Origin of the sequence: Lactobacillus sp. PV012 (assembly GCF_014522325.1) — a bacterium.
GTDB lineage: Bacteria > Bacillota > Bacilli > Lactobacillales > Lactobacillaceae > Lactobacillus.
Map to the genome: position 1 here is coordinate 825,149 of NZ_CP041983.1, position 20,523 is coordinate 845,671.

Below are 20,523 nucleotides of genomic sequence, written 5' to 3' on the forward strand. Positions count from 1 at the left end.
AGGGTATTTAAATCCTTTTTTCTTTGATATTAAATTTTTGCACTATTTTTTAAACGTTCAATTCTTTTATCTAGTGGCGGATGATCGGAAAACAATCTTTGATACCATTTGGTAATTGAGCCAGCATTAAAATATAGACTTTGCAAAACTAAGTTATTATTTGTTTTTTCATTCTGAGGTAATTTTTTGCCATTTTCTAAATCTTCTAATTTTTGTAAACCAGAAATTAAACCTGATGGTTCTCGAGTTAGATCAGCCGATCCGGCATCAGCTAAATACTCTCTTTGACGGGAAATGAGTAATGATAATAATTTAGCGATTGGAATTGCAAAAATACTCACGATTGCCCCAAAGCCTAAGATTAGTAAACCAAAGCCCTTAATTAAATAAGTTCCCCATCCCTTTCCGTCAGAGGTAACCAAGGTCCAACCACCTAAGAGAGTCCCAAGGCCAGTCCAAAGAATAAAATTAACAAGAATGCTCGATAGAACTGTAATGCGAATATCATAATTACGAATATGAGCTAGTTCATGTCCAATAACTCCACGCACTTCATCCCTATTCATAATATCTAGCAAGCCTTGGTAAAGCACTAAACTAGCGTGCTCGGGATCAAAACCAGTTGAAAAAGCATTAACTTCCTTCGTAGGCGAAATATAGATCTTAGGCATTGGCATTCCAGCGGCTAAGCATAATTCTTCAACCATTTCATAGATTTGGGGATTACTTTTCCTAGTAACTTCTTGGGCACCGGTTACTTTCAGCAAGGTATTTGTTGCTCTAAAATAATTCCAAGCTACATAACCTATGCTAAAAATGAAAAATATGACACCAAGTATTGGTAAAAGGCATCCTATTAATACACTGATTGCCAGGAGCAAAACTAAAAAGATTCCCAACATAATCCAAGTATTTCGCTTATTTTGTTCAATTTGCTTATAGAGCACAAACTTCCACTTTCTATTTAGGATGTTACTTATAAAGTATAACACTAATTAAAATAAGGATTTTTACAAGGATTAACTTAACTAACTCATGTGCATGTAAACCTTGAGTATAAGATCTAACTTCTTACCATCCCAATGAAAAGATTTGACTTTACCAAATAAAAGATTCCCCTCATCCATTAAGCGACTTAAAATTAAGTTGTTCTTTCGTGGTAAGTAACCTAACTTTAGGCCACTAGTGGTCTGTACATTAATTGCATGTTCATCATAGTGATTACCTGCTTCTCTGATCAAAATTAATGGGTCATTTTCTTGTAACCTTGGAATAAGATGATCTTCTAAATCTAGATATTGACTGCCAACTACTTCACAACCGTATAAGAAAACATCACGCGAATTCTTAGAATTGTTGTAATATTGTTTCTTAAGTTCATCAATCTGCGTCTCCATCTTGTCCATACGATCAAGTACATCTTCAAAAAATCCTGCAGGTGGAATAAATATTGTTTCATCATTGTTAAATTCCATGATATGACTCCTATATTATAATTTATAAATTTCATTTTGCTACACTTGAATAAATTTTATCAAATAAGCAAAAAGCTAATCACAAAGATTAGCTTCGTCTCGGTTATACCATTCTTGAGGTGTTAATTTCTTACTACTGTGTTTATCGGTAATAGCTTTTTGAAGAGCCTTTCTATTTTCTGATGTTGATAGAAGGTAGTTTGTTTCTTGCCATGAACTGTATTCTTTTTCAGATAATAGGACTACATTTTTATTTTCTGGTCTTGTTATAAATATTACATCATTATAATTAGAGACATCGTCAGCAAGTTTTTTGAAGTTTTTTCTTAATTCACTTGTGGTTGTTGCTTTAATAGTCATAGTTTTAATCCTTTCTACTAACTTTAAGTTAAATAATTAGGCAAGTGATAATTGCTTAATTTGGTTATAACTGCCACTATGTTCTATTTCTGCATTTCTTAGCTCAATATCATTTTGAATATTTAAAAAGTACTTTGGAGATACTCCAAATAATTTTCCTAAGCGTATTGAAGTGTCTACAGTAATTTTTCTTTTATCATGGAGAATATCTAATATTCTTGAAGATGGGACATTAATAGCTTTAGCAACTGCATAAGCAGAGATATTTAAAGGCAACATAAATTCTTCATACAAGATTTCACTTACTTTTGTTGTAGAAATATTATTCTTTAACATAGATATTTCCTCCTTATTAATGATAGTCTACAATTTCTACATTATAAAAATAATTTGGCGTTTTAACTACAAAACAAATACGGTATTGCTTATTAATGGTAATACTATATTGCCCTTTTCTATCTCCATCAAGTTTTTCTAAATAATTTGCAGGTGGGATTCTCAAATCATTTATATCTTGTGCTGCAATTAATTTTGTCAAAGCATATCCCATAATAAAAAGTCAATCATAAAGATTGACTTTCCCCAAAAGTTATTTATTATCTACGATTGAGAGTAACAAGTAGCTGCTTATTACTATCTTCTCACTTGTATTATAATTGAACAGATTGATTAACGCAAATTTTTTATGAAAGTATTTTGTAGAATTATATACGAGTTATTGCAGCAATGGAGAAATTCCTAGGAAAATACTTATCTTAACTCTAATAAAAAGAATCTTAATGAAATAAAAAAGCAGTTTGATGAAATCAATTTAGATAATTTAACCATAGATACTAAAGAAGCAATACTTTTAGCTTTAGAAAAGATATGGAGTTAAATTGGTACTTTTCACCGCTAATCCAGTATTCTATCAACAATACCTAGTTTATTCAAAAAATTCCTTATCTAATTCATATACTACTTTTGGTTTGACAAAAACTTGGTATTTTGCAACTAAATCTAATAACTTTTCACCATCAATTAAAGTTATTACTCTTGTTCCTGAACGTGCTGCGTTAATTGCACCTCTCGTAAAAGAAGTAGTGGTAATGAAGATGCCATATTCTGCTCTAAATTTATCCATTGCCCCTCTAAATTTATCAATTTCAGGAGATGAGACGGTAGTATTTAAATTCCAGCGTTTTGCTTGAATGGCAACACGTGTAGTTGGCAACACGTGTAGTTCTGAAATCATCATTAGTCAAGTAACCGTACCCATCTATGCCACCGTCACCCGAAATATTTATACCAATTTTTTCATCTATATCAACACCCATTTTTTTAATTAATTGTCGACAAAACTCTTCAAATTTTGTGGGCGCAAGACTATTAATAGCCGTTTGAAGTCTTTGGCGCCAATCTTCATTGTAATCAACTACTTTTTCAATTTCTTTTCCCTTATCTTTCGAATAAGTCATTTTAGCGTTTCTTTTAGCTTTTCCCTTCCAAAGAGGCTCAGTTATTCGGTAAACAGATGCTATAAATTTCTCTGGCTGATCTTCAAACTCGTAACTAGCTTTTCTACCCTTTTCTGTTAACACTACGGCACCTAATTTAGGACGGTCAAATAATTTTGCCATATTTAAATTTGTCACGGCAAAGTTAAATGGATAGTCAAAGGGATGGTAGAGATTCCCACTTTTTGAAGTTTTAATATGTGTTAATGCATCTTCTGGAATAAAATCTATATTCTCAATCAAAGAACGTTTTAATTCTTTAGTAGTTACTTTTCCGCCCAATCGTTTTAATTCTTTTATTAAAGGAAAAAGTAAAGATGCTTCTTGGTCACGTCTTGATAGATCCTTAAATTCTTTCATTTTGATTAATCCTATTCAAACTCATTAAAATACTTTATCTCATATTAGTATAACCTTAATTTAAATATATTACTATTCAATTACTTTTACTTGGCAGCAACAAAAAGGAACTTTAATTTTTAAATCTAAAACAGAAAAAGGATTTCCGAACCTTACTGTATTATCTGCTACTCAAAACAAAGGAATGATACCTCGAAATAAAATTGGAGTAGATATTAAAACTTCACGAACTAGTCTTGAAAGTTATAAAAGAATAGAACCAGGCGATTTTGTTATCCACTTACGTTCCTTTCAAGGAGGTTTTGCTTACTCAAGAATGGAAGGAATCGGCTCCCCTGCTTACACGGTATTTTCCTTTAAAGTGCCTGAGAACTTTAATGATAATTTTTGGAAAGAAAAATTTACTAGTTATAATTTTATTCAGTTACTAAAAAAGTAACCTACGGAGTTAGAGATGGAAGAAGTATAAGTTATTCAGATTTTTTAACTTTAAATCAAAAATTTCCTTTAAAGTTAGAACAAGACAAAATTGGTAATCTTCTTTCAAAACTTGATGAGACTATAACCCTTTTGCAAAAGAAATATTCTTTGCAATCTCAACTACAACAAGCAATGTATCAAAGGTTATTTTCCCTTAAGAGTACTCAACTTAAAGTTAAAAACTTGAAAAATGATTGGAAAATTTTATCCTTAAAAGAAGTTATATCTAAAGAATTAAAGGGAAAAGCAAAAAAAGAGATGATTGGAAATAATTCTATATATCTTGACACTGCCTATTTGAATGGTGGAACTCCCACTTATGTCTCTGCTTCTAAAGATGTAAAAAATGATGATATTTTAATTTTATGGGATGGATCTAAAGCCGGTACTATCTATCGTGGAATTGAAGGTGCTTTAGGCTCTACTTTAAAAGCATATTCTCCTAAATACTCAAGTTCTTACTTATATCATTTTTTAAAAAGTAATCAAAATAAAATTTATTTTAATTTTCGCACTCCTAATATTCCGCATGTGGTTAAAGATTTTTCTACTAAATTTATGATTAAAATACCATCTAATGAAGAACAAAAAGTTATAGGCAATTTATTAGATAAAATAAATATATATCAAGAAAAAAATAAAAGTAGAAGAAATTCATTAAAAAAATTGAAACAATTCCTCCTTCAAAATATGTTTATCTAATTTTTTGCAAATTAATCTCACATAAAAAAGAGTTAACGACTGAACATTCCATTATTGCATTACCTAATAGTCGCTAACTCTTTTATCTTTTAAATAAGTGAGGAGTAAAATTCTAAATATTTTTATTAATCTAAATTTCCTTGTCTAAGTTCATTATGCGTAGTGATGGTTGTAAACCTGATAGTTCTTTTTGATTCTAACTTATAATAGACTACTAATACATCGCCTAAAATATGATATTCATTGAATCCACTCCAAGGCTCATCTGTTAATTTATGGTCATAATAAGGTCCATCAGGATCAGTAGAGCTATTACCATTTCGAGGTAATTTTCCATTTTGCTGAAGTAGCATCATAGTATATTTCAAGGATTCAATAGCATCATTGGCTTCATCTTGTGTCAAATTAAAAAGTTTCTTTAAGTTAGCAAATCTTTTATCAAAAAGTTTAGTTGTTTTAATTTGATACATACTAAACACCTAATTTTTTGAAGTAGTCATCCAAATCATCAACTTTATTATCATCATCAGGTATCAACCCATTGACGATAGCAAGTTCCTTAATCATTGCGTTTTTACTTTCCTCATCAAAAGTCTCATTTTTGTTTGGTACCACTTTAAGACTAAAAGGAACTGCTTGTTCTCTTGCTACACGAGTAACAAATATATTTAGTAAAGCTGATGAAGTTAATCCCATTTTTTCTGCTGCTTGATTAAAAAGTTTCTTTGTACTTGCATCAACTTTAAAGTTCATTGAAGCCGTAGTCATAATATATCCCTCCTTAATATCACCTTTATATCTGATGTATATTTAAATTATACCCAATGGCTACATATTAAACAATTATAGATATTACTACTTTACATAATATTTTTACGGTAAATATAGCTTTATATCATATAGTTAATTTCTATTCCCTCTTCTTTTGTTTCCAAATCATCCTACTTTCAACCTAATATATTATTTAAGTCATCTAGCAATTAAATTGTTTTTTTCTTATTACTTCAATTTTCTCTATATCTTTAACCAAAATTATTTTAGGAAGACCTGAGACAATCTCTAAGTAGTTACCGTTATTTATAGATTTAATTAACCTATACTCATGTTGAAATTCGTAAGACTTATCTTTATAAAAAAGTGTAGTCCAATTATCTTTTGAAAGAGTTGGTAAAGATTTTGAGTATGTAGAATTGTAATATTTTATATAGCCTTGTTGCTCCTTTTTGAAATTGTAAAAACAATTTTTGGGTATTGCTACAAGATCTCTTTGATTATCAGGATCTATTTTTTTACAATCTTCTATAAATTCTTTTTTTAATTTAAATTTTCTCCCATTTTCATTCTCTTCAACAAAAACAAGATCATCAGTAGTTACTGCAATTAGGGAAAAAATTCCTATTTCATTATATTGTTCATCACTTAATATTTGTCGATTTAGCGTTACTTCACAATCAGTAATATCAAAGCTTTCCCCATTTAATTTAATCGTTTTCCATTCTCCTGGTAATGATTTTTTAGTTATGTGTCCCTCATTTAAGTCTCCAATATTATTATCACCGTTCAAGCCCAAGTCTTTAAAATATCTTACTTTCGTAAAATAAAACTTACCCTTAATAATGTCTTTGGTATAGCGTGGTTTTACATATTTTAAATAAAATACTGTAGACGCAGAACTATCTTTTTTTCTATTTTTCATATTTTACCTTTCTTAAATCTTGGAACCTGTCTATCTTTATTTATCATACTCTTTATTAAAAGGTTATACCGATAGTTTTTGAAATTGTTTCACATAAAATAGTTAAGAAATTCGCCCTTAAATTTCAAGATTAGAACGACATTATATTTAAGATTGAGTATTTTTATAAGGTATTAAAGGATAAAGTTATAAATAGGCTAATAAAATGCCCGTTTCCTAAATAAATTAATATAGATTTATTTTACTGCTTTCTCTAACGCTTTTTGTAATGCTGGATCAACTGCATGAAGATAAAGTCCGTGAACTCCGCGTGTCAACAAAACATTTAATTCATTCTTCAAGAGCATTTCTGCGTAACTTTTAGTTGAATTTCTTTTTTGAGTAGCTTTTGAATTTTTACTACTAGAAGGATCATGAATAAGCTTTCCATCACGATATTTTACTGATGGACCTAACTCTACTCCAACATAATTTAAGTCAAAGCCTTGCACAGTATAGGTGGATCCAATTTCATTAATTGTATAATCTTTCTCAGCCCAAGCCTGTTGTTTATAAGTAACTGGTCCATAAGGATGATTATGTTTTTCATAGCCATCACGCCTTCTAATCTCATAGTTCCAAGGCATTTTCCAACTACCTTCGACTACTTCCCAATACTTTTGCCCAGCTGGTAACTCTGCTTTACCTCCTGAATATTTCCAATCAAATGTTGCTACCATTCGACTAATTCCACGTTCTTGATTTTTATCTTTATTCTTGATTGCAGCTTGCATTTTAGCAGGATCAGAAAATACTTTTACTTCATATTTGTTATCTTTAGGTAATTTTCCAATTTTACCATAATTAATAATATTTTCTATCCAATTAATTGTTTGAGGATTAGCATCAATTCTCATCTGATTATGTAAATAAATAATATTCTCAGGACCAATTTTCTGCTCTAGTTCTTCTAATTTTCCATCTTCCCAAACTGAAGTAGTTGATAATACCTGTTTAGGATCATAAACTGCCATTACAATTTTTGCTCTTTTTAAAATATCTTCTAACATATTTTGACCTAAACCAGCATAAGATTGACTTCGTTGAGTTAATAATAAATGGACTTCATCAACCAAAACAATGTCAGTTTTATCATCAGGTGAAACGTTTTTTATAAATGAGACCGGCTTTTCAACTGTAACATGATCTTGTTTTTCAAAAAGTTTTCTTTTCATTTCTTGGTATACAGTTAACTGTTCATTTTGATTGACTAATAAAGAAATGGATAAGTGTTTGTCATTTTGCGTTTCAGTTTCATGTACCAAATCATAGAAAATGTTACTCATTAAAACTGTTTTACCAGCTCCTGCTTCTCCTTTAACCAAAATAAGTTCTCCATCAGCCGATAATTGCTTATTGGCATTAGTTAAAGCAAAATTAATTTTATCAATTATTTTTTCTTTTGCATTTAACTGCTCAGTTGTTAGCTTATTAAAAGGGGAAGATTTAAATAAGGCAGAACTTTCTAAAATACTCTGTGCTGGAAAAAGAGTTTTATTTTCCTTGTTTAATTTCTTCCAAATTAAATCAAATAATTCATCAAATTCATGTGAATCATAATATTTATTTTGTTCATTATGCCGTCGATTATTAAGATGTTTAACCGCAGGAACACTACTCAAATATTGCATTAAACGATTTTCAATATCTAGAGTCATAGATTTATTAAAATGTTGATGTCCAATAACATACATCATAGTATCTCTTGATCTCTTTAAGTTTGAGAAGTCCTGACGATTTTTAGGATCAACGTCTAAGTGTTGTAATGTTCTTCTTTGAATATCGTTTGTTTCACCAACATAAACAGAAAAGTTATCCTTATGCTGATTGGGAGTATCATTAATAATATAAACAGTCGGATATTCGGTTAAAATTGAACTTTTTTCTGAATGATTTCCGTACTCTTTCCGAATTGCATCTTTTAATTGAACTGCACTGTTGAGATTATACTTTGTTTGGTAAATTATTGGTTCTTTCACATTAACCTTCCTTTTTGAGTATCAGCTTAATTATCATTATACTATTTTGCTCGATAATATAACAATGCAGTTATCTAAAACGGTTTATAGATACTTTCCCATAAGTAATTTAAATCGTCTTTAATATAATTTTCAAAAGATTAAATACTAGTTACTATACTATTTTTTCCAAAACAAAAAAGCTATCTTCAAATGATAGCTTTTTAACTACAAATCAATCTTGTCAATATCTAACAACCATGTAATACCAAGTGATTTTTCACCTAGGTGAGTGGCTACTACTGCGTCAAAGACCTGCATTTCAACTGGTTGATTTGGATATTTTTCTTTAAAGTGTTCAGCTACTTCTGCGGCTTGAGCTTCATCATTAGAATTATAGATAATGAAACGTAACTTATCCTTGTAAGGTAATTCTGCAATCTTTTTATTAGCAATTTCTTCACTCTTTTTAATTGCGCGTTTTAGAGATCTAACTTTATCAAAACTTTTGATTTCATAAGTTTCAGAATCAAAAGTAAGTAAAGGCTTAATATGAAGCATAGTACCAATAAAAGCAGAGGCGTTACTTAAGCGTCCACCTCTTACCAAATTTTGCAAATCATCTACAACAAACAAAACGCCAATGCTTGCCCGAATTTCATCTAATTTAGCAAAAATTTCTTCAACACTGCGACCCTTTTTGGCCATTCTTGCTGCTGCTAAAGCCAAATAACCAATTGAACGTACAGTCATTCCTGAATCATAAGGATGTAAATTATATTCAGGATGTTCTTTAGCAATTGTTAATAAGGTATTATAAAAGCCAGAAATGGCAGATGTTAAAGTAATAGTAATAATAGCTTCATAACCTTCGTCGTGGAGTTTATCAAATAATTCTAACATTGTTCCCAAAGAAGGTTGTGAAGTTTTAGGAAATGAGGCGCCGTTACGTTGTGTTTCAAATAATTTTTCAGCAGTAATATCTACTTTATCTAAGTAAGTTTTACCATCAATAATTACAGGAATGGGTACTACTGTAATATCATTTTCTTTTGCTTCTTGAATTGTTACATCACTGGTACTATCTGTTACAACTGCTATCTTCAATCTGAAAACCTGCCTTATAATATATTAGTCCGTTTAGTAGTTTAATTATAGCATACTTGAATGCTAGTCTGGTATCAATAAGAAACTTAAGAAAATAGGGATTTTTTTAGATTAATAGTATAATAGTAAGGAAAGAAATTTTGAGGTGATTTGATGGCTTATGATGGCCTTTTTATTCATAGTTTATTAGCACAATTAGATACCGATCTTGTGGGAGGAAAGCTAACAAAGATTTATCAGCCCTTCCCTTACGACTTAGTACTAAACTTTAGAAAAGATCGTAAAAACAAAAAACTACTTATTTCTGCTAATGCACAAAATCCACGCTTTTATATTACAAATGAAAACATTGTCAATCCTGATGTTGCCCCAACTTTTGTCATGGTACTACGTAAATACCTGGTGGGATCAGTTTTAGAAAAAATTGAACAAGTTGGAGTTGAAAGAATTGTTAATTTTTATTTTTCCAATCGTAATGAGCTGGGAGATGAAATTAAATTAGTATTATCAATTGAACTGATGGGTAAACACAGTAATGTAATTTTGTATGATGCCCATACTAATAAAATTATTGATCTACTTAAACGAATCAATCCTGATGAAAATCGGGCACGGCTTCTCTTGCCTCACGCACCTTATGAACTTCCACCATTAAAGCCAGGAATTAATGGTTTTGAAGTTGATAAATCTAAGTTCAATGAATTAAAAAAAGAGTTTCCTACTCCTAGCGACTTCGCTCAAAATATTAACGGAGTCGATGGCGATGATCGGCGGGAGTTAGCAGGATATTTGGAAGACGACTTTTCTTATCCTTCATTTACTACCTTCTTTTCTCATTTTGATCATCCTAAAGCAACTATTTTACAAACTCCTAAACATAAGGACCGGCTGTTTTTATACTTACCTTACCATTTAGATTTACAAATGGTGCGTACTTATCCAGAAGTAAACAGTGGCATTGAAGATTTTTATAAAGAACAAGCCAATAAAGAATGGGTTCGCCAAAAATCAAAAAAGGTAGAAACTGTTGTTTCAAATGAGCAAAAGAAGCTCAGTAAAAAGCTAGTTAAACTTAAAAAGCAATTAAAGCAAGCAGAAAATTCTGAAGAGTATCGGATTAAGGGCGAATTATTAAACACCTATCTTCATCAAGTTAAGCCAGGAATGACGGAAATTTCCTTACCTAACTATTATGAAAATAATCAAGAATTAAAAATCAAACTGGATCCTGCTCTCTCTCCTGCACGCAATGCTCAAAAGTATTTTACCCGTTATCAAAAACTGCGTAATTCCATTAAGCATGTCAATGAACAAATTAAAATTACCAAAGAAAATTTAGCTTATTTTGATTCTATTCAAACAGCAATTGATAATGCTGATCCACAAGATATTGATGCAATTAGTGAGGAATTAATTAATCAGGGTTATTTGAAACGTCCTCAAAATCATCAACGCAAAAAGAAAATAAATGAAAAATCACTTAATACTTTTGAATTAAGTGATGGTAAAAAAGTGTTAGTCGGTAAAAACAATTACCAAAATGATTGGCTCACACTTAAAAAGGCTAATAAGAAGCATTACTGGTTCCACGTTAAAAATATGCCTGGCTCGCATGTGATTTTGGAAGATGAAAATCCAAGTCCGCAAGACATTCAAGAAGCTGCAGAAATTGCAGCCTACTACTCTAAAGGTAAAAATTCCGCTCATGTTCCAGTAGACTATGTTCAAGTTAAGAGAATTAAAAGCCTAATGGTGCAAAGCCTGGTTTTGTCATTTATACAGGACAAAATTCAATTGAAGTTACTCCAGAAGAAGAAGTTGTAACAGGAAAAAGAATACAGTAAAAGCATCCCACTTACAAAGTAAGTATCTAGGGATGCTTTTTTCTTTATTATAATGGTTGCGTAGTCATCGCCATGGTTTCTAAAACCGTTAAAATATCTGCTGCAGACTGGAGACTAGATAAGACAGGAATATGAGTTTCTAAAGCTGTATCTTGAATAATAATTGCATCATGGCTAGCCGAATCAGAAAGGCTGGTCACATTAATTACCATATTAATACGATGCTGCGTGATTTTTTCCAAAATACCCTTATTTCCATCTTGTAATTTACTAATAATCCCAGTAGTAATTCCCTTTTCTGCTAAAGTTGTTGCTGTACCTTCAGTTGCTAATAAGGTAAACCCTAAGCGGTGGAATCTGGCAGCAATTTTAACAGCATCCTCTTTTTCACTATCTTTAACTGAAATAAAGACAGTCCCATAACTTGGAATAATCAAGTCACTGGCTTCGTATCCTTTGTACAAAGCGGTTGGCAATCTGACAGCTTGCCCCATTACACTTCCTGAAGTTTTCATAAGTGAATCAAAAGTATTTTCGCCATGGTATTGTAAGGATGAAAATACTGGCATTTTTACATGAATTAATGATGAAGATGGCCAAACATCATTTGTTAAATTTAATTCTGGTAAATCAGCTCCCAGTAAAACTTGCGTGGCAATTTTAACGATATTTTGATGGATAGATTTCGTTAAAAATGAAATATTATGCCCCGCATATGTCTTAATTTGTAAAACATAGATTTGATTATTAGCAATTAAAAAATGCAGATTAACTGGCCCCCGCAATTTAAACTGCTTAATGATATTTACTGTGCTATCACGTAGTAACCGTTGCTGGGTTGAACTTAAGTTTTGAGGACGGTAAATTGCAATTGAATCTGAAGCATGGGAGCCACTTTGCTCAAAGTGTTCAATAATTCCTGGAATTGTAACATTTTCTCCATCTGAGATAGCTGTTACTTCATATTTTTTACCTTCAATAAATTTAGAAATAATTATTTCTTGTAACTCATTTTCAGTAATATATTTATTTAAAGCCGGAATATCAAAAACAACAGCTGATTTAGGCTTTTTTTGATTGTTGCTTAACCCACCGATTAAAAGTGGGAAGCCATGTTTTATAACAAATTCTTCTACTTCCTCTGGTTGCTTAGTAGTTAAAGCTGGCACTGGACTTACATTTGCATTTTCAATTACTTTTGTTTTATCCAGCTTAAGAGTATGTTCAATATTTGGTTGGCCAATAATTTTAAGGCCATTTTTAAGCAGCGGGATTCGATAGCGATTTGCCTGTTTCCCAGAGAATTGCGTTAAGACATACTCGATGTTCTCTTTTTGTGCAACTGCGAGAATATTTTCTAAAGTAATCGGCTCAAAATAAACTCGGTCACATACATCATAAGAAGCACTAATACTTTCGGGATTATTACTAATAATTACTGGACTTATCCCCTGCTCTTTTAATGTTTTAGCTGCGTGATAAAGCATGTAGTCAAATTCACCAGTCAGTGAAACTTGAAATGGCTTAAGTCCAAGGATTAAACATTTCTTTGCAGCTGCTAATGGTTTAATTTCATCCTGAACCCCATAAGCAGAAAATGTTGCCCTGATTTCTGGTTCTTCCAAACCAGCAGTTCCATCTACTCGAATATATGAAGGATAAATTTGCCATTGCTGAGCTAAGTCGATAATTTCATCATAAGGTTTGTTAGTTAGGTAGGCAATTAAGCGATTAGAGAAGCCGTATTTTTTAACTTTAAGCAAAAGGTTTGAAGAAAGTGGTTCTTCCTTTAGTTTTTTGGTTAAAGCAATTAAGTGATTAAATTTTTGTAAGAAGACTGGATGAATATGAGTAGCTTTTCGTAAATCCTTGTACGGGATTTCTTTAAAAATAGCAGCGACTAAGATTAGAAGGTGATTTTCCCAAGGATCAGCTAGGTCTTGCAAAATCTCCTCTTTGCTTTTTCTAAGTTCTGTTCTAACTGTCTGTAAATTATTAGTAAAGCTGGTGGTTGATTGAAATGCCTTCATAAAGGCAGCTTCAAAGTTCATCCCTTTCCCTAAAGCTGCTCCTCCAGATGTGGTTTTATTTCCTAAAGTATAGTGGTTTGTACCTGACTCTACAAAGGACCAGTAAGGCAAGCGGACATTGAAAGAATCTTTACGCGGTTCAATAGCTGCATTAAGACCAGATTGGGGATCAATTATTTCATTTAAATGATAGCCCAAAGCTATTTTCGCAACTACATAACCTACACTATATACCCCACTGCGATAGGCGAGCAAACTAGTGTGTGTAAGACGCGGTTTAACACTCAAAACCTTAAATTTAAATTCATCATTACTTTGTTTAACCGCAAAGTGGATTGACAAAGCACCATGGAAATTTAAAGCATCTGCAATTTTTTTACTATAGCGCCGTAACTGTTGCATTTGATTATTATTACGAGTAATAACCGGAGTTACTAAAAGCGAATCTAATGAATCAATTCCAACAGGTTCAAGACTGCCTGAATTATTAATAAAACAGAAATTACCGATTGGGTCGCGGATAACATCTAGAATTAATTCTTCAAAGTTAGAAAGATCTTCAGTAAGACGATAATTTTTGTAATTGAAATGATCTTGATCTACTTCTTTTTCATGATCAAAATATAATTTTAGTTCTTCATAATTTTTAAAAGAACGATGAATATCTGGCCGGTAACGTTGCTTTTTAACTAAAAGAAGTGGATAAGTTACTCTACTTAACTCATTTAAAATAGTCGCTTCATCTTCGATTAACCATTGACGCGTTGTTGGAATCTGATGACGATCCAAAAATTCATGAAATTTTCTTGAATCTTGTAAATCCAGACTTAAATCATTAATTCCTAATAAACTAATGTCCATGTCGGATAAAATACCATCTTTTTCCAATGCCTTAAGCAAGCGTAATGCTGGCTTGCCACCAGCTGCTGCAAATATTGCATCTGGTTTTTCCATCCGCAAAATCCTTTTAGTAAAATCCAGTGTCATGGGTTCCAAAAAGACTTTTAAGTTCTTCTTCCAGTCAGTTTCAACAGTAGCTGGATTAGGATTTAACAAAACAACCTGAATATTTTCTTCTAAAAATGATTCTAAGACTTGCTCTCCCAAAATATCCATTTCTGAAACTTCGCCAATTATTGTTGGGCCAGCTCCAATAATCATTACCTTATTAAATTCATTATGTAGTGGCATAATCTACTCCATCATTCTTACAAATTGATCATAGATACTATCAGCATCAAAATTACCAGGTGACCCTTCTGGATTAAAGGCAGTCGCAATACACTTTTCCTTTTCTAAAACGTATCCAGCCAGTAAATCAGATTTTAAATCATAGTATACTCTAGAAAAGTTTAAAGTGATATTTTCTGGGAAAACTAATTGTCCCAGATTCATTGCAGTTTGCCAAATTCGATGATTTTGTTGATCAATTACCGGAAAGTTACTTCCATTATATGGTGGCTGCAATTCAAAAGTTTCTAAATTTAAATAGTCACTAATTGCTAAGAAGCCCAACCCAATTCCTAAAATTGGCAATTTACCGTAAAACTGGTCAAAGATGGGCGCTAAATCCTTTTTCAATTCTTCTGGATTACTTGGTCCATTAGAAAAAATGATTCCGTCAGCTCGAATATTAATTATGTCATAGATTGAGGCGTTGTACGGCAAAACGACACTATTAATCTTTCTTAAAGATAATTCACGTAATAAAGAGTGTTTTAATCCTAAGTCAATTACTGCAACAGTTTTACCAATATTAGGTGCGGCGTAAGGATTAGAAGTAGAAATTTGGGCGGTTTTATTTTTAGGTAACACCAAGGCCCGAATTTGATCAAAAGCATGCTCATCGTCTGTATCCATAATCGAGGCCTTAATTACCCGTTGTTGTTTTAATTTTTGGACTAGAGCTCTCGTATCTACCCCATAAATTCCGGGGATATTTTTTTCTTTAAGAAAATCATCTAAATCTTGAAAAGTATTACTATCAGAAATATGAAAAGCAATGTCGTTAGCGATAATTCCTTTAACTGAAGGATTAATAGATTCATAATCAATTGGATTAATACCGCTTGCTCCAATTAATGGTGTAGTAAAAGTAAGAATTTTTCCAAAATTTGCTGGGTCAGAGATTGCTTCTTGATAGCCAAAATTTGCTGTCTGAATTGCTAATTCTCCAGTTGAAGTAATTCCTGCCCCAAAGTCATGGCCACTAAAGGAAGTGCCATCTTCTAAAACTAAGTATCTTTTCATTTAACTTTTTATCCTCGACGTAACTTCTCCAACTGCTTTTGAAAAATTTCTGGTACATCTACACTAAATTCTAACCATTTATCAGATGTAGGTTGATAAAAGCCTAAAGTTTTCGCATGCAAAAACTGGCCGTTACCTTTAAGCGTTTTTTTAGGACCATAGACTGGATCTCCAGCTAAGGGATGCCCAATGTATTTCATGTGTACCCTAATTTGATGAGTACGTCCAGTTTCTAAAATACACTTTACGAGCGCATAATCTTTGAATTGTTCTAAAACTTCAAAGTGAGTTACTGCATTTTTACCGTTAGGATTAATTGCCATCTGTTTTCGGTTATTTGGATTTCGTCCAATTGGGGCATCAATTTTGCCACTTTTTGTTTTAAAATTGCCATGCACAAGAGCAAGATATTCTCTCTTATTTGTTTTAGAAGCAAGTTGTTTTTCTAAACTTTGCCTTGCATGATCGTTTTTAGCAACCATTAATAGCCCTGATGTATCTTTGTCAATTCGGTGAACAATTCCTGGACGAAAGCCTTCTTCACTATCTGCCAAATCTTTTGTGTGATACAAAAGCCCATTAACTAAAGTATGATTAGGATGGCCCGCAGCTGGGTGAACAACCATTCCTTGAGGCTTGTTTACTACAATTACGTCATCATCTTCGTAGATGATATCTAAGTGTAAATCTTCTGGTTCTAAATTTAATGGTTCTTTTTGGGAAATCACTACTTCAATTTGATCCCCACTTTTAACCTTATAGGAAGCTTTTTCTTTTTTAGAATTTACTAATATATTGTTATTATCAATAAGTTCTTGAACTTGGGTTCTGCTTAATTTTTCAATTTCTTTGGATAAAACTTTATCTAACCGACCTGATTGATCGGTAATCGTTAAGCTGTGCTTTTCTTCCATTTCTTTAATCCTTATAATTTTAACCTGTTTATTCCTGTATAAGTTTAGCACATTCTTAGAAAAAATCGTAATAAGAAAAGTACAAGATTGCTCTTGTACTTTAAGAATTATTTTGTTTTCTTTTTGTCTTCTAAAAAAATTAAATAGATAAAAACTAACAACAAACCAACACTAATTGCCATGTCAGCAATATTAAAAATATTGAAATTGATGAAATCTAGCTGAAACATATCTACTACATAATGCATTTGTAGCCGATCCATGAAGTTCCCAATTACCCCACCAAAAATAAGTGCTAATCCAATATCAAAAGTAATATTTTGATATTTTAAATTAAAAAGGTAATAAATTACTACAATGCTAGCAATTAAAGTGATAATATAGAAAATCCACATTTTTCCTGCCAGTAGATTCCAAGCAGCGCCGTTGTTTTGTAAATAATTAAAAGAAAATACGCCAGGAAGGACTTCTCTTGTTTCACCAACTCGAAAATTTGTTTTAATATAGTACTTTAAACTTTGATCAGCAAAAATTACCGCAAAGGAAATTAATAAATACCAAGCTTGTTTAAGTTGCTTACCCATTTTAGAATAATCCTGAAATTTTACCGTTGTTATCTACGTCGATATCTAAAGCTGCTGGATGTTTAGGAAGACCTGGCATATCAAGAATTGATCCAGTTGCTACTACAATAAAGCCAGCTCCATTTTTAAGAGCTAAATCCTTCACATGAAGAGTAAAGTTTTCAGGAGCACCTAATTGTTTCTTATCATCAGTAAAGGAAGCTTGAGTTTTAGCAATGATTACTGGAAGATGGTCCTTGTTCATCTTTTTAATTTCTTTTAATTGGTCTTCAGCCTTATCGCTGTATTCGATATTACTTGCACCATAAATATTTTTGGCAATTTTTTCAATTTTTGTCTTAATATCATCATCTTCACGATAAATAGAAGCAAAGTTGCCACCCTTTTCAGTTAGTTCTACTAACTTTTCAGCTGCTTTAACTCCACCCTTTGAGCCTTCATCATGGTAAGAAACTACTTCACAAGTAAATCCTTCTTGTTCAACTAGTTCCTTGAGGCGGTTTAACTCTGCATCTGTATCAGTAGCAAACTTATTAATTACTACCATAACAGGCATGCCGTACTTAGCCATGTTAGTCATATGACGTTTCAAGTTTGCAAAACCTTTTTCTAAAGCTTCAAGATTTTCTTCATCTAAGTGATCAGTAGTCTTTTCAGCTTGGTATTTAAGTGCACGAACAGTAGCTACTACAGCAACAGCATCTGGACGCTTTTCCAAGTGTGTTGAAACAAAGTCCATGAATTTTTGTCCACCCAAATCAGCTCCAAAGCCAGCTTCAGTTAAGACATAGTCACTCAAATGAAGAGCTAAATTAGTTGCAATAATTGAATTGGCTCCATGAGCGATATTAGCAAATGGTCCACCGTGGACTAAAGCAGGAGTATGTTCTAATGTTTGAACAAGGTTTGGCTTTAAAGCATTTGAGAGCAAGGCAGCAATTGCTCCTTCAAAACCTAAATCTTTAACAAAAATTGGTTCGTCTTTAGTTGAGAAACCTACTAACATATTACCGATACGACTCTTTAAGTCATCGATATCTTGGGCTAAGCAAAGAATAGCCATTAATTCATTAGCTACAGTAATTGCAAATGAACTTTCGTGTTCAATACCATTAAAACGAGAACCTTCTCCGACGGTAACTTTTCTTAGAGTACGGTCGTTTACGTCAATTCCACGCTTTAATAAAATACGGTTTGGATCTAAATCTAAACTATTATCTTGGTAAATATAGTTATCTACTAAAGCAGCTAAAGTATCAATCGCACTAGTTAAGGCGTGCATATCCCCAGTAAAGTGGAGGTTAATGTCTTCCATAGGAATAATTTGCGCATATCCTCCACCTGTAGCACCACCCTTTAATCCAAATACTGGACCCATTGAAGGTTCACGTAATGCAATTAAGGTATCTTTATGAAGTTGATTTTTAATTGCATCCCCTAAACCAATGGTAATAGTTGATTTACCTTCGCCAGCAGGTGTTGGTGAAATAGAAGTTACTAAAATTAATTTTCCTAACTTATCATTTTTTTGAACGCGATTAATTGCTTCCCATTTAATCTTTGCTTTATCAGCACCATAAGGTTCAATATCAGCAGCTGATAAATTTATTTTTTCTGCAATTTCAGCAATTGGGTTAGCAGTAGTTTTTTGTGCAATTTTAATATCTGATTCCATGTAGATTCTTCTTTCTTTTATTTGCTAATTGACAATACCAAGTATGAATGAGATTTACCTTTTAATTCGTAGATTTTAAAAAATTTCCATTTCATCCGCAACTTAGGTGAATTGATTGTCATGGCAGCTGCGTAAGGAAGTTTTAAAATATAATTTGTTTGATCTTCTTTATAATAAGAGGTTAGCCAAGTATAAATTACCAATAAAACAAAAATTATACTTAAACTTAAACATGGGATACTTACCCCCTTATTTGCTTCATAGCCAAAAATTACAGCTACAAAAATTAGGGAAAGCAACCAGGAATAGTAAGTAACCCCTTCTACTCCTAAAAAGATAAAATGTTTTTTCATTAGAATTTAGGTCCCACCTTAATTAAACTATCTTTTTTATTATAACAGATTTAGTATTTTTGGCTAATATATAGCAAATACTAAATTTAAACGCTTTTTAACCTTTTATTTAATTAAAATTTAGTTTAAACTATTAAAAAAATGCTTAATTTAATTAAATAATAAGGGAAGGAAATTAAAATGAAAATTGGTGTCTTAACAGATAGTTCTGCGTATTTAACTCCTCAGCAATGTGCTGATAACGGAATTAAGGTTATTCCAATACCAATCATTTGGAATAAACAAGTTTACCACGATATGGTAAATATTGGTTTTCATGAATTTTACGAAAAACTAGCAACAGCCTCCACTTTACCTTCTACTTCTCAGCCTTCTATTGGAGATATTCAAAAGTATGTTGATTCTTATGTAGAAGCTGGCTATACTGATTTGATTATCGTTACTATTTCAAGTGGACTTTCCGGTTTTTATGATAATGTTTTATCAATTGCTAAGACTGAAAAACGAATCAATATTCATCCCTTTGATTCAAAAATAACCTGTGCTGGGCAAGCAAATGCTGCTTTATTAGCTGGAAAACTTGTTAAAAAAGGTGCAGACATTGATCTAATCATGCATGACCTCGAAGACTTACGCAATACAACCGATGTTCGTTTTGTAGTGGATAACTTGCAACACTTAAAGCGGACGGGTCGCCTATCAAACGCTGCTAGTTTCGTAGGTTCCTTATTGAGAATAACCCCAATTCTTTCAATGGATGTTCAAGACAAAGGAAAAATTTCTGCAATTTCTAAAGAAAGAAAATACCAACGTGCTTATAACAGAATTCAGCAAGATTTTACTAAATTAATTACTGATCTTCCCTATCCAGTTCAACTAACAATTTTTCACGCAGATGATATTGAAAGAGAGACCGCTTGGCTTGAAGATTACGAAGAAAAGTTTCCGCAAGTCGAAATTAACTCAAGTATCATTGGCCCAGTAGTAGGAACCCACGTGGGACAACATACCATTGCAATGATTTGGAGTCGTAATATTAACTCTTACTTTGACCAAGATGGTCAACCACTACCTGCTAGTGAAATTCACTCACCAATTGTTGAAGACTAAAATATCTAGAAAATTTATAAATTTAAAATCACCAATACATCCAGGTTTATATCAGCTTAAACCAAGATTATTGGTGATTTTATTTTGCTA

19 protein-coding genes and 2 pseudogenes are annotated in these 20,523 nt (G+C 32.0%); 3 read left to right on the forward strand and 18 right to left on the reverse strand.

The annotated features are described in order from the left end of the window. Positions 1-29: 29 nt before the first annotated feature. The 7 genes and pseudogenes from FP433_RS04130 to FP433_RS04155 form a co-directional block, all read right to left on the reverse strand. The gene (locus tag FP433_RS04130; RefSeq protein WP_265484519.1) at positions 30-947 is read right to left on the reverse strand and encodes a M48 family metallopeptidase; all 918 of its coding nucleotides are present in this window, start codon (positions 945-947) and stop codon (positions 30-32) included. 81 nt (positions 948-1,028) lie between these two features. Beyond that, positions 1,029-1,475: an HIRAN domain-containing protein gene (locus FP433_RS04135; protein WP_265484518.1), complete on the reverse strand. Its 447-nt coding sequence runs from the start codon at positions 1,473-1,475 to the stop codon at positions 1,029-1,031. A gap of 75 nt (positions 1,476-1,550) precedes the next feature. Then, positions 1,551-1,835, reverse strand: a complete 285-nt coding sequence (locus tag FP433_RS04140) for a type II toxin-antitoxin system Phd/YefM family antitoxin (protein WP_265484517.1) — start codon at positions 1,833-1,835, stop codon at positions 1,551-1,553. A 36-nt stretch (positions 1,836-1,871) separates the two neighbouring features. Continuing rightward, a complete protein-coding gene (locus FP433_RS04145) occupies positions 1,872-2,171 on the reverse strand; it encodes a HigA family addiction module antitoxin (protein ID WP_265484516.1) in 300 nt (99 codons plus the stop codon). A gap of 16 nt (positions 2,172-2,187) precedes the next feature. Further along, positions 2,188-2,376: pseudogene (locus tag FP433_RS04150) on the reverse strand (type II toxin-antitoxin system RelE/ParE family toxin); the annotation flags it as partial. Positions 2,377-2,760: 384 nt separating this feature from the next. Then, a complete protein-coding gene (locus tag FP433_RS07525) occupies positions 2,761-3,072 on the reverse strand; it encodes a restriction endonuclease (RefSeq protein ID WP_322555901.1) in 312 nt (103 codons plus the stop codon). After that, on the reverse strand, positions 2,981-3,691 hold the full coding sequence (locus tag FP433_RS04155; RefSeq protein WP_322555902.1) for a winged helix-turn-helix domain-containing protein: 711 nt from the start codon (positions 3,689-3,691) through the stop codon (positions 2,981-2,983). Before FP433_RS04155 ends, FP433_RS07525 begins: the two co-directional genes overlap by 92 nt. Before the next feature lie 570 nt (positions 3,692-4,261). Between FP433_RS04155 and FP433_RS04160 the strand changes: the two genes are divergently transcribed. Continuing rightward, the gene (locus tag FP433_RS04160) at positions 4,262-4,873 is read left to right on the forward strand and encodes a restriction endonuclease subunit S (RefSeq protein ID WP_265484514.1); all 612 of its coding nucleotides are present in this window, start codon (positions 4,262-4,264) and stop codon (positions 4,871-4,873) included. A 125-nt stretch (positions 4,874-4,998) separates the two neighbouring features. Here FP433_RS04160 and FP433_RS04165 read toward each other — a convergent pair whose 3' ends face one another. The 5 genes from FP433_RS04165 to FP433_RS04185 all read right to left on the reverse strand — a co-directional run bounded on the left by FP433_RS04165 (position 4,999) and on the right by FP433_RS04185 (position 9,673). Then, entirely contained in the window at positions 4,999-5,343 is a 345-nt protein-coding gene (locus FP433_RS04165) for a type II toxin-antitoxin system mRNA interferase toxin, RelE/StbE family (RefSeq protein WP_265484634.1), read from the reverse strand. A 1-nt stretch (position 5,344) separates the two neighbouring features. Beyond that, positions 5,345-5,641, reverse strand: a complete 297-nt coding sequence (locus tag FP433_RS04170; protein WP_265484513.1) for a type II toxin-antitoxin system RelB/DinJ family antitoxin — start codon at positions 5,639-5,641, stop codon at positions 5,345-5,347. A gap of 205 nt (positions 5,642-5,846) precedes the next feature. After that, positions 5,847-6,569, reverse strand: coding sequence for a hypothetical protein (locus FP433_RS04175; protein WP_265484512.1), 723 nt, complete (start codon positions 6,567-6,569; stop codon positions 5,847-5,849). 236 nt (positions 6,570-6,805) lie between these two features. After that, positions 6,806-8,587, reverse strand: coding sequence for a DUF2075 domain-containing protein (locus tag FP433_RS04180; RefSeq protein WP_265484511.1), 1,782 nt, complete (start codon positions 8,585-8,587; stop codon positions 6,806-6,808). Positions 8,588-8,794: 207 nt separating this feature from the next. After that, positions 8,795-9,673: a DegV family protein gene (locus FP433_RS04185; RefSeq protein ID WP_265484510.1), complete on the reverse strand. Its 879-nt coding sequence runs from the start codon at positions 9,671-9,673 to the stop codon at positions 8,795-8,797. Between the two features lie 153 nt (positions 9,674-9,826). Here FP433_RS04185 and FP433_RS04190 point away from each other — a divergent pair. Continuing rightward, positions 9,827-11,517 (forward strand): annotated as a pseudogene (locus FP433_RS04190) (Rqc2 family fibronectin-binding protein). 47 nt (positions 11,518-11,564) lie between these two features. Here FP433_RS04190 and FP433_RS04195 read toward each other — a convergent pair. From FP433_RS04195 to FP433_RS04220, 6 genes are all read right to left on the reverse strand, one after another. Next, positions 11,565-14,738 (reverse strand): carbamoyl phosphate synthase large subunit, encoded by a 3,174-nt coding sequence (locus FP433_RS04195; RefSeq protein ID WP_265486476.1) that lies wholly within the window; start codon positions 14,736-14,738, stop codon positions 11,565-11,567. Between the two features lie 3 nt (positions 14,739-14,741). After that, complete coding sequence (locus FP433_RS04200) at positions 14,742-15,797, reverse strand: carbamoyl phosphate synthase small subunit (protein ID WP_265486477.1); 1,056 nt, start codon at positions 15,795-15,797, stop codon at positions 14,742-14,744. A gap of 8 nt (positions 15,798-15,805) precedes the next feature. Beyond that, positions 15,806-16,711, reverse strand: a complete 906-nt coding sequence (locus FP433_RS04205) for an RluA family pseudouridine synthase (protein WP_265486478.1) — start codon at positions 16,709-16,711, stop codon at positions 15,806-15,808. A 107-nt stretch (positions 16,712-16,818) separates the two neighbouring features. After that, the gene (lspA, locus tag FP433_RS04210; protein ID WP_265484505.1) at positions 16,819-17,295 is read right to left on the reverse strand and encodes a signal peptidase II; all 477 of its coding nucleotides are present in this window, start codon (positions 17,293-17,295) and stop codon (positions 16,819-16,821) included. A 1-nt stretch (position 17,296) separates the two neighbouring features. Further along, positions 17,297-18,970 (reverse strand): formate--tetrahydrofolate ligase, encoded by a 1,674-nt coding sequence (locus FP433_RS04215; protein WP_265484504.1) that lies wholly within the window; start codon positions 18,968-18,970, stop codon positions 17,297-17,299. 17 nt (positions 18,971-18,987) lie between these two features. Next, a complete protein-coding gene (locus tag FP433_RS04220) occupies positions 18,988-19,323 on the reverse strand; it encodes a hypothetical protein (RefSeq protein WP_265484503.1) in 336 nt (111 codons plus the stop codon). Positions 19,324-19,503: 180 nt separating this feature from the next. Between FP433_RS04220 and FP433_RS04225 the strand changes: the two genes are divergently transcribed. Further along, positions 19,504-20,433: a DegV family protein gene (locus FP433_RS04225; protein WP_265486479.1), complete on the forward strand. Its 930-nt coding sequence runs from the start codon at positions 19,504-19,506 to the stop codon at positions 20,431-20,433. The last annotated feature ends 90 nt before the right edge of the window (positions 20,434-20,523 follow it).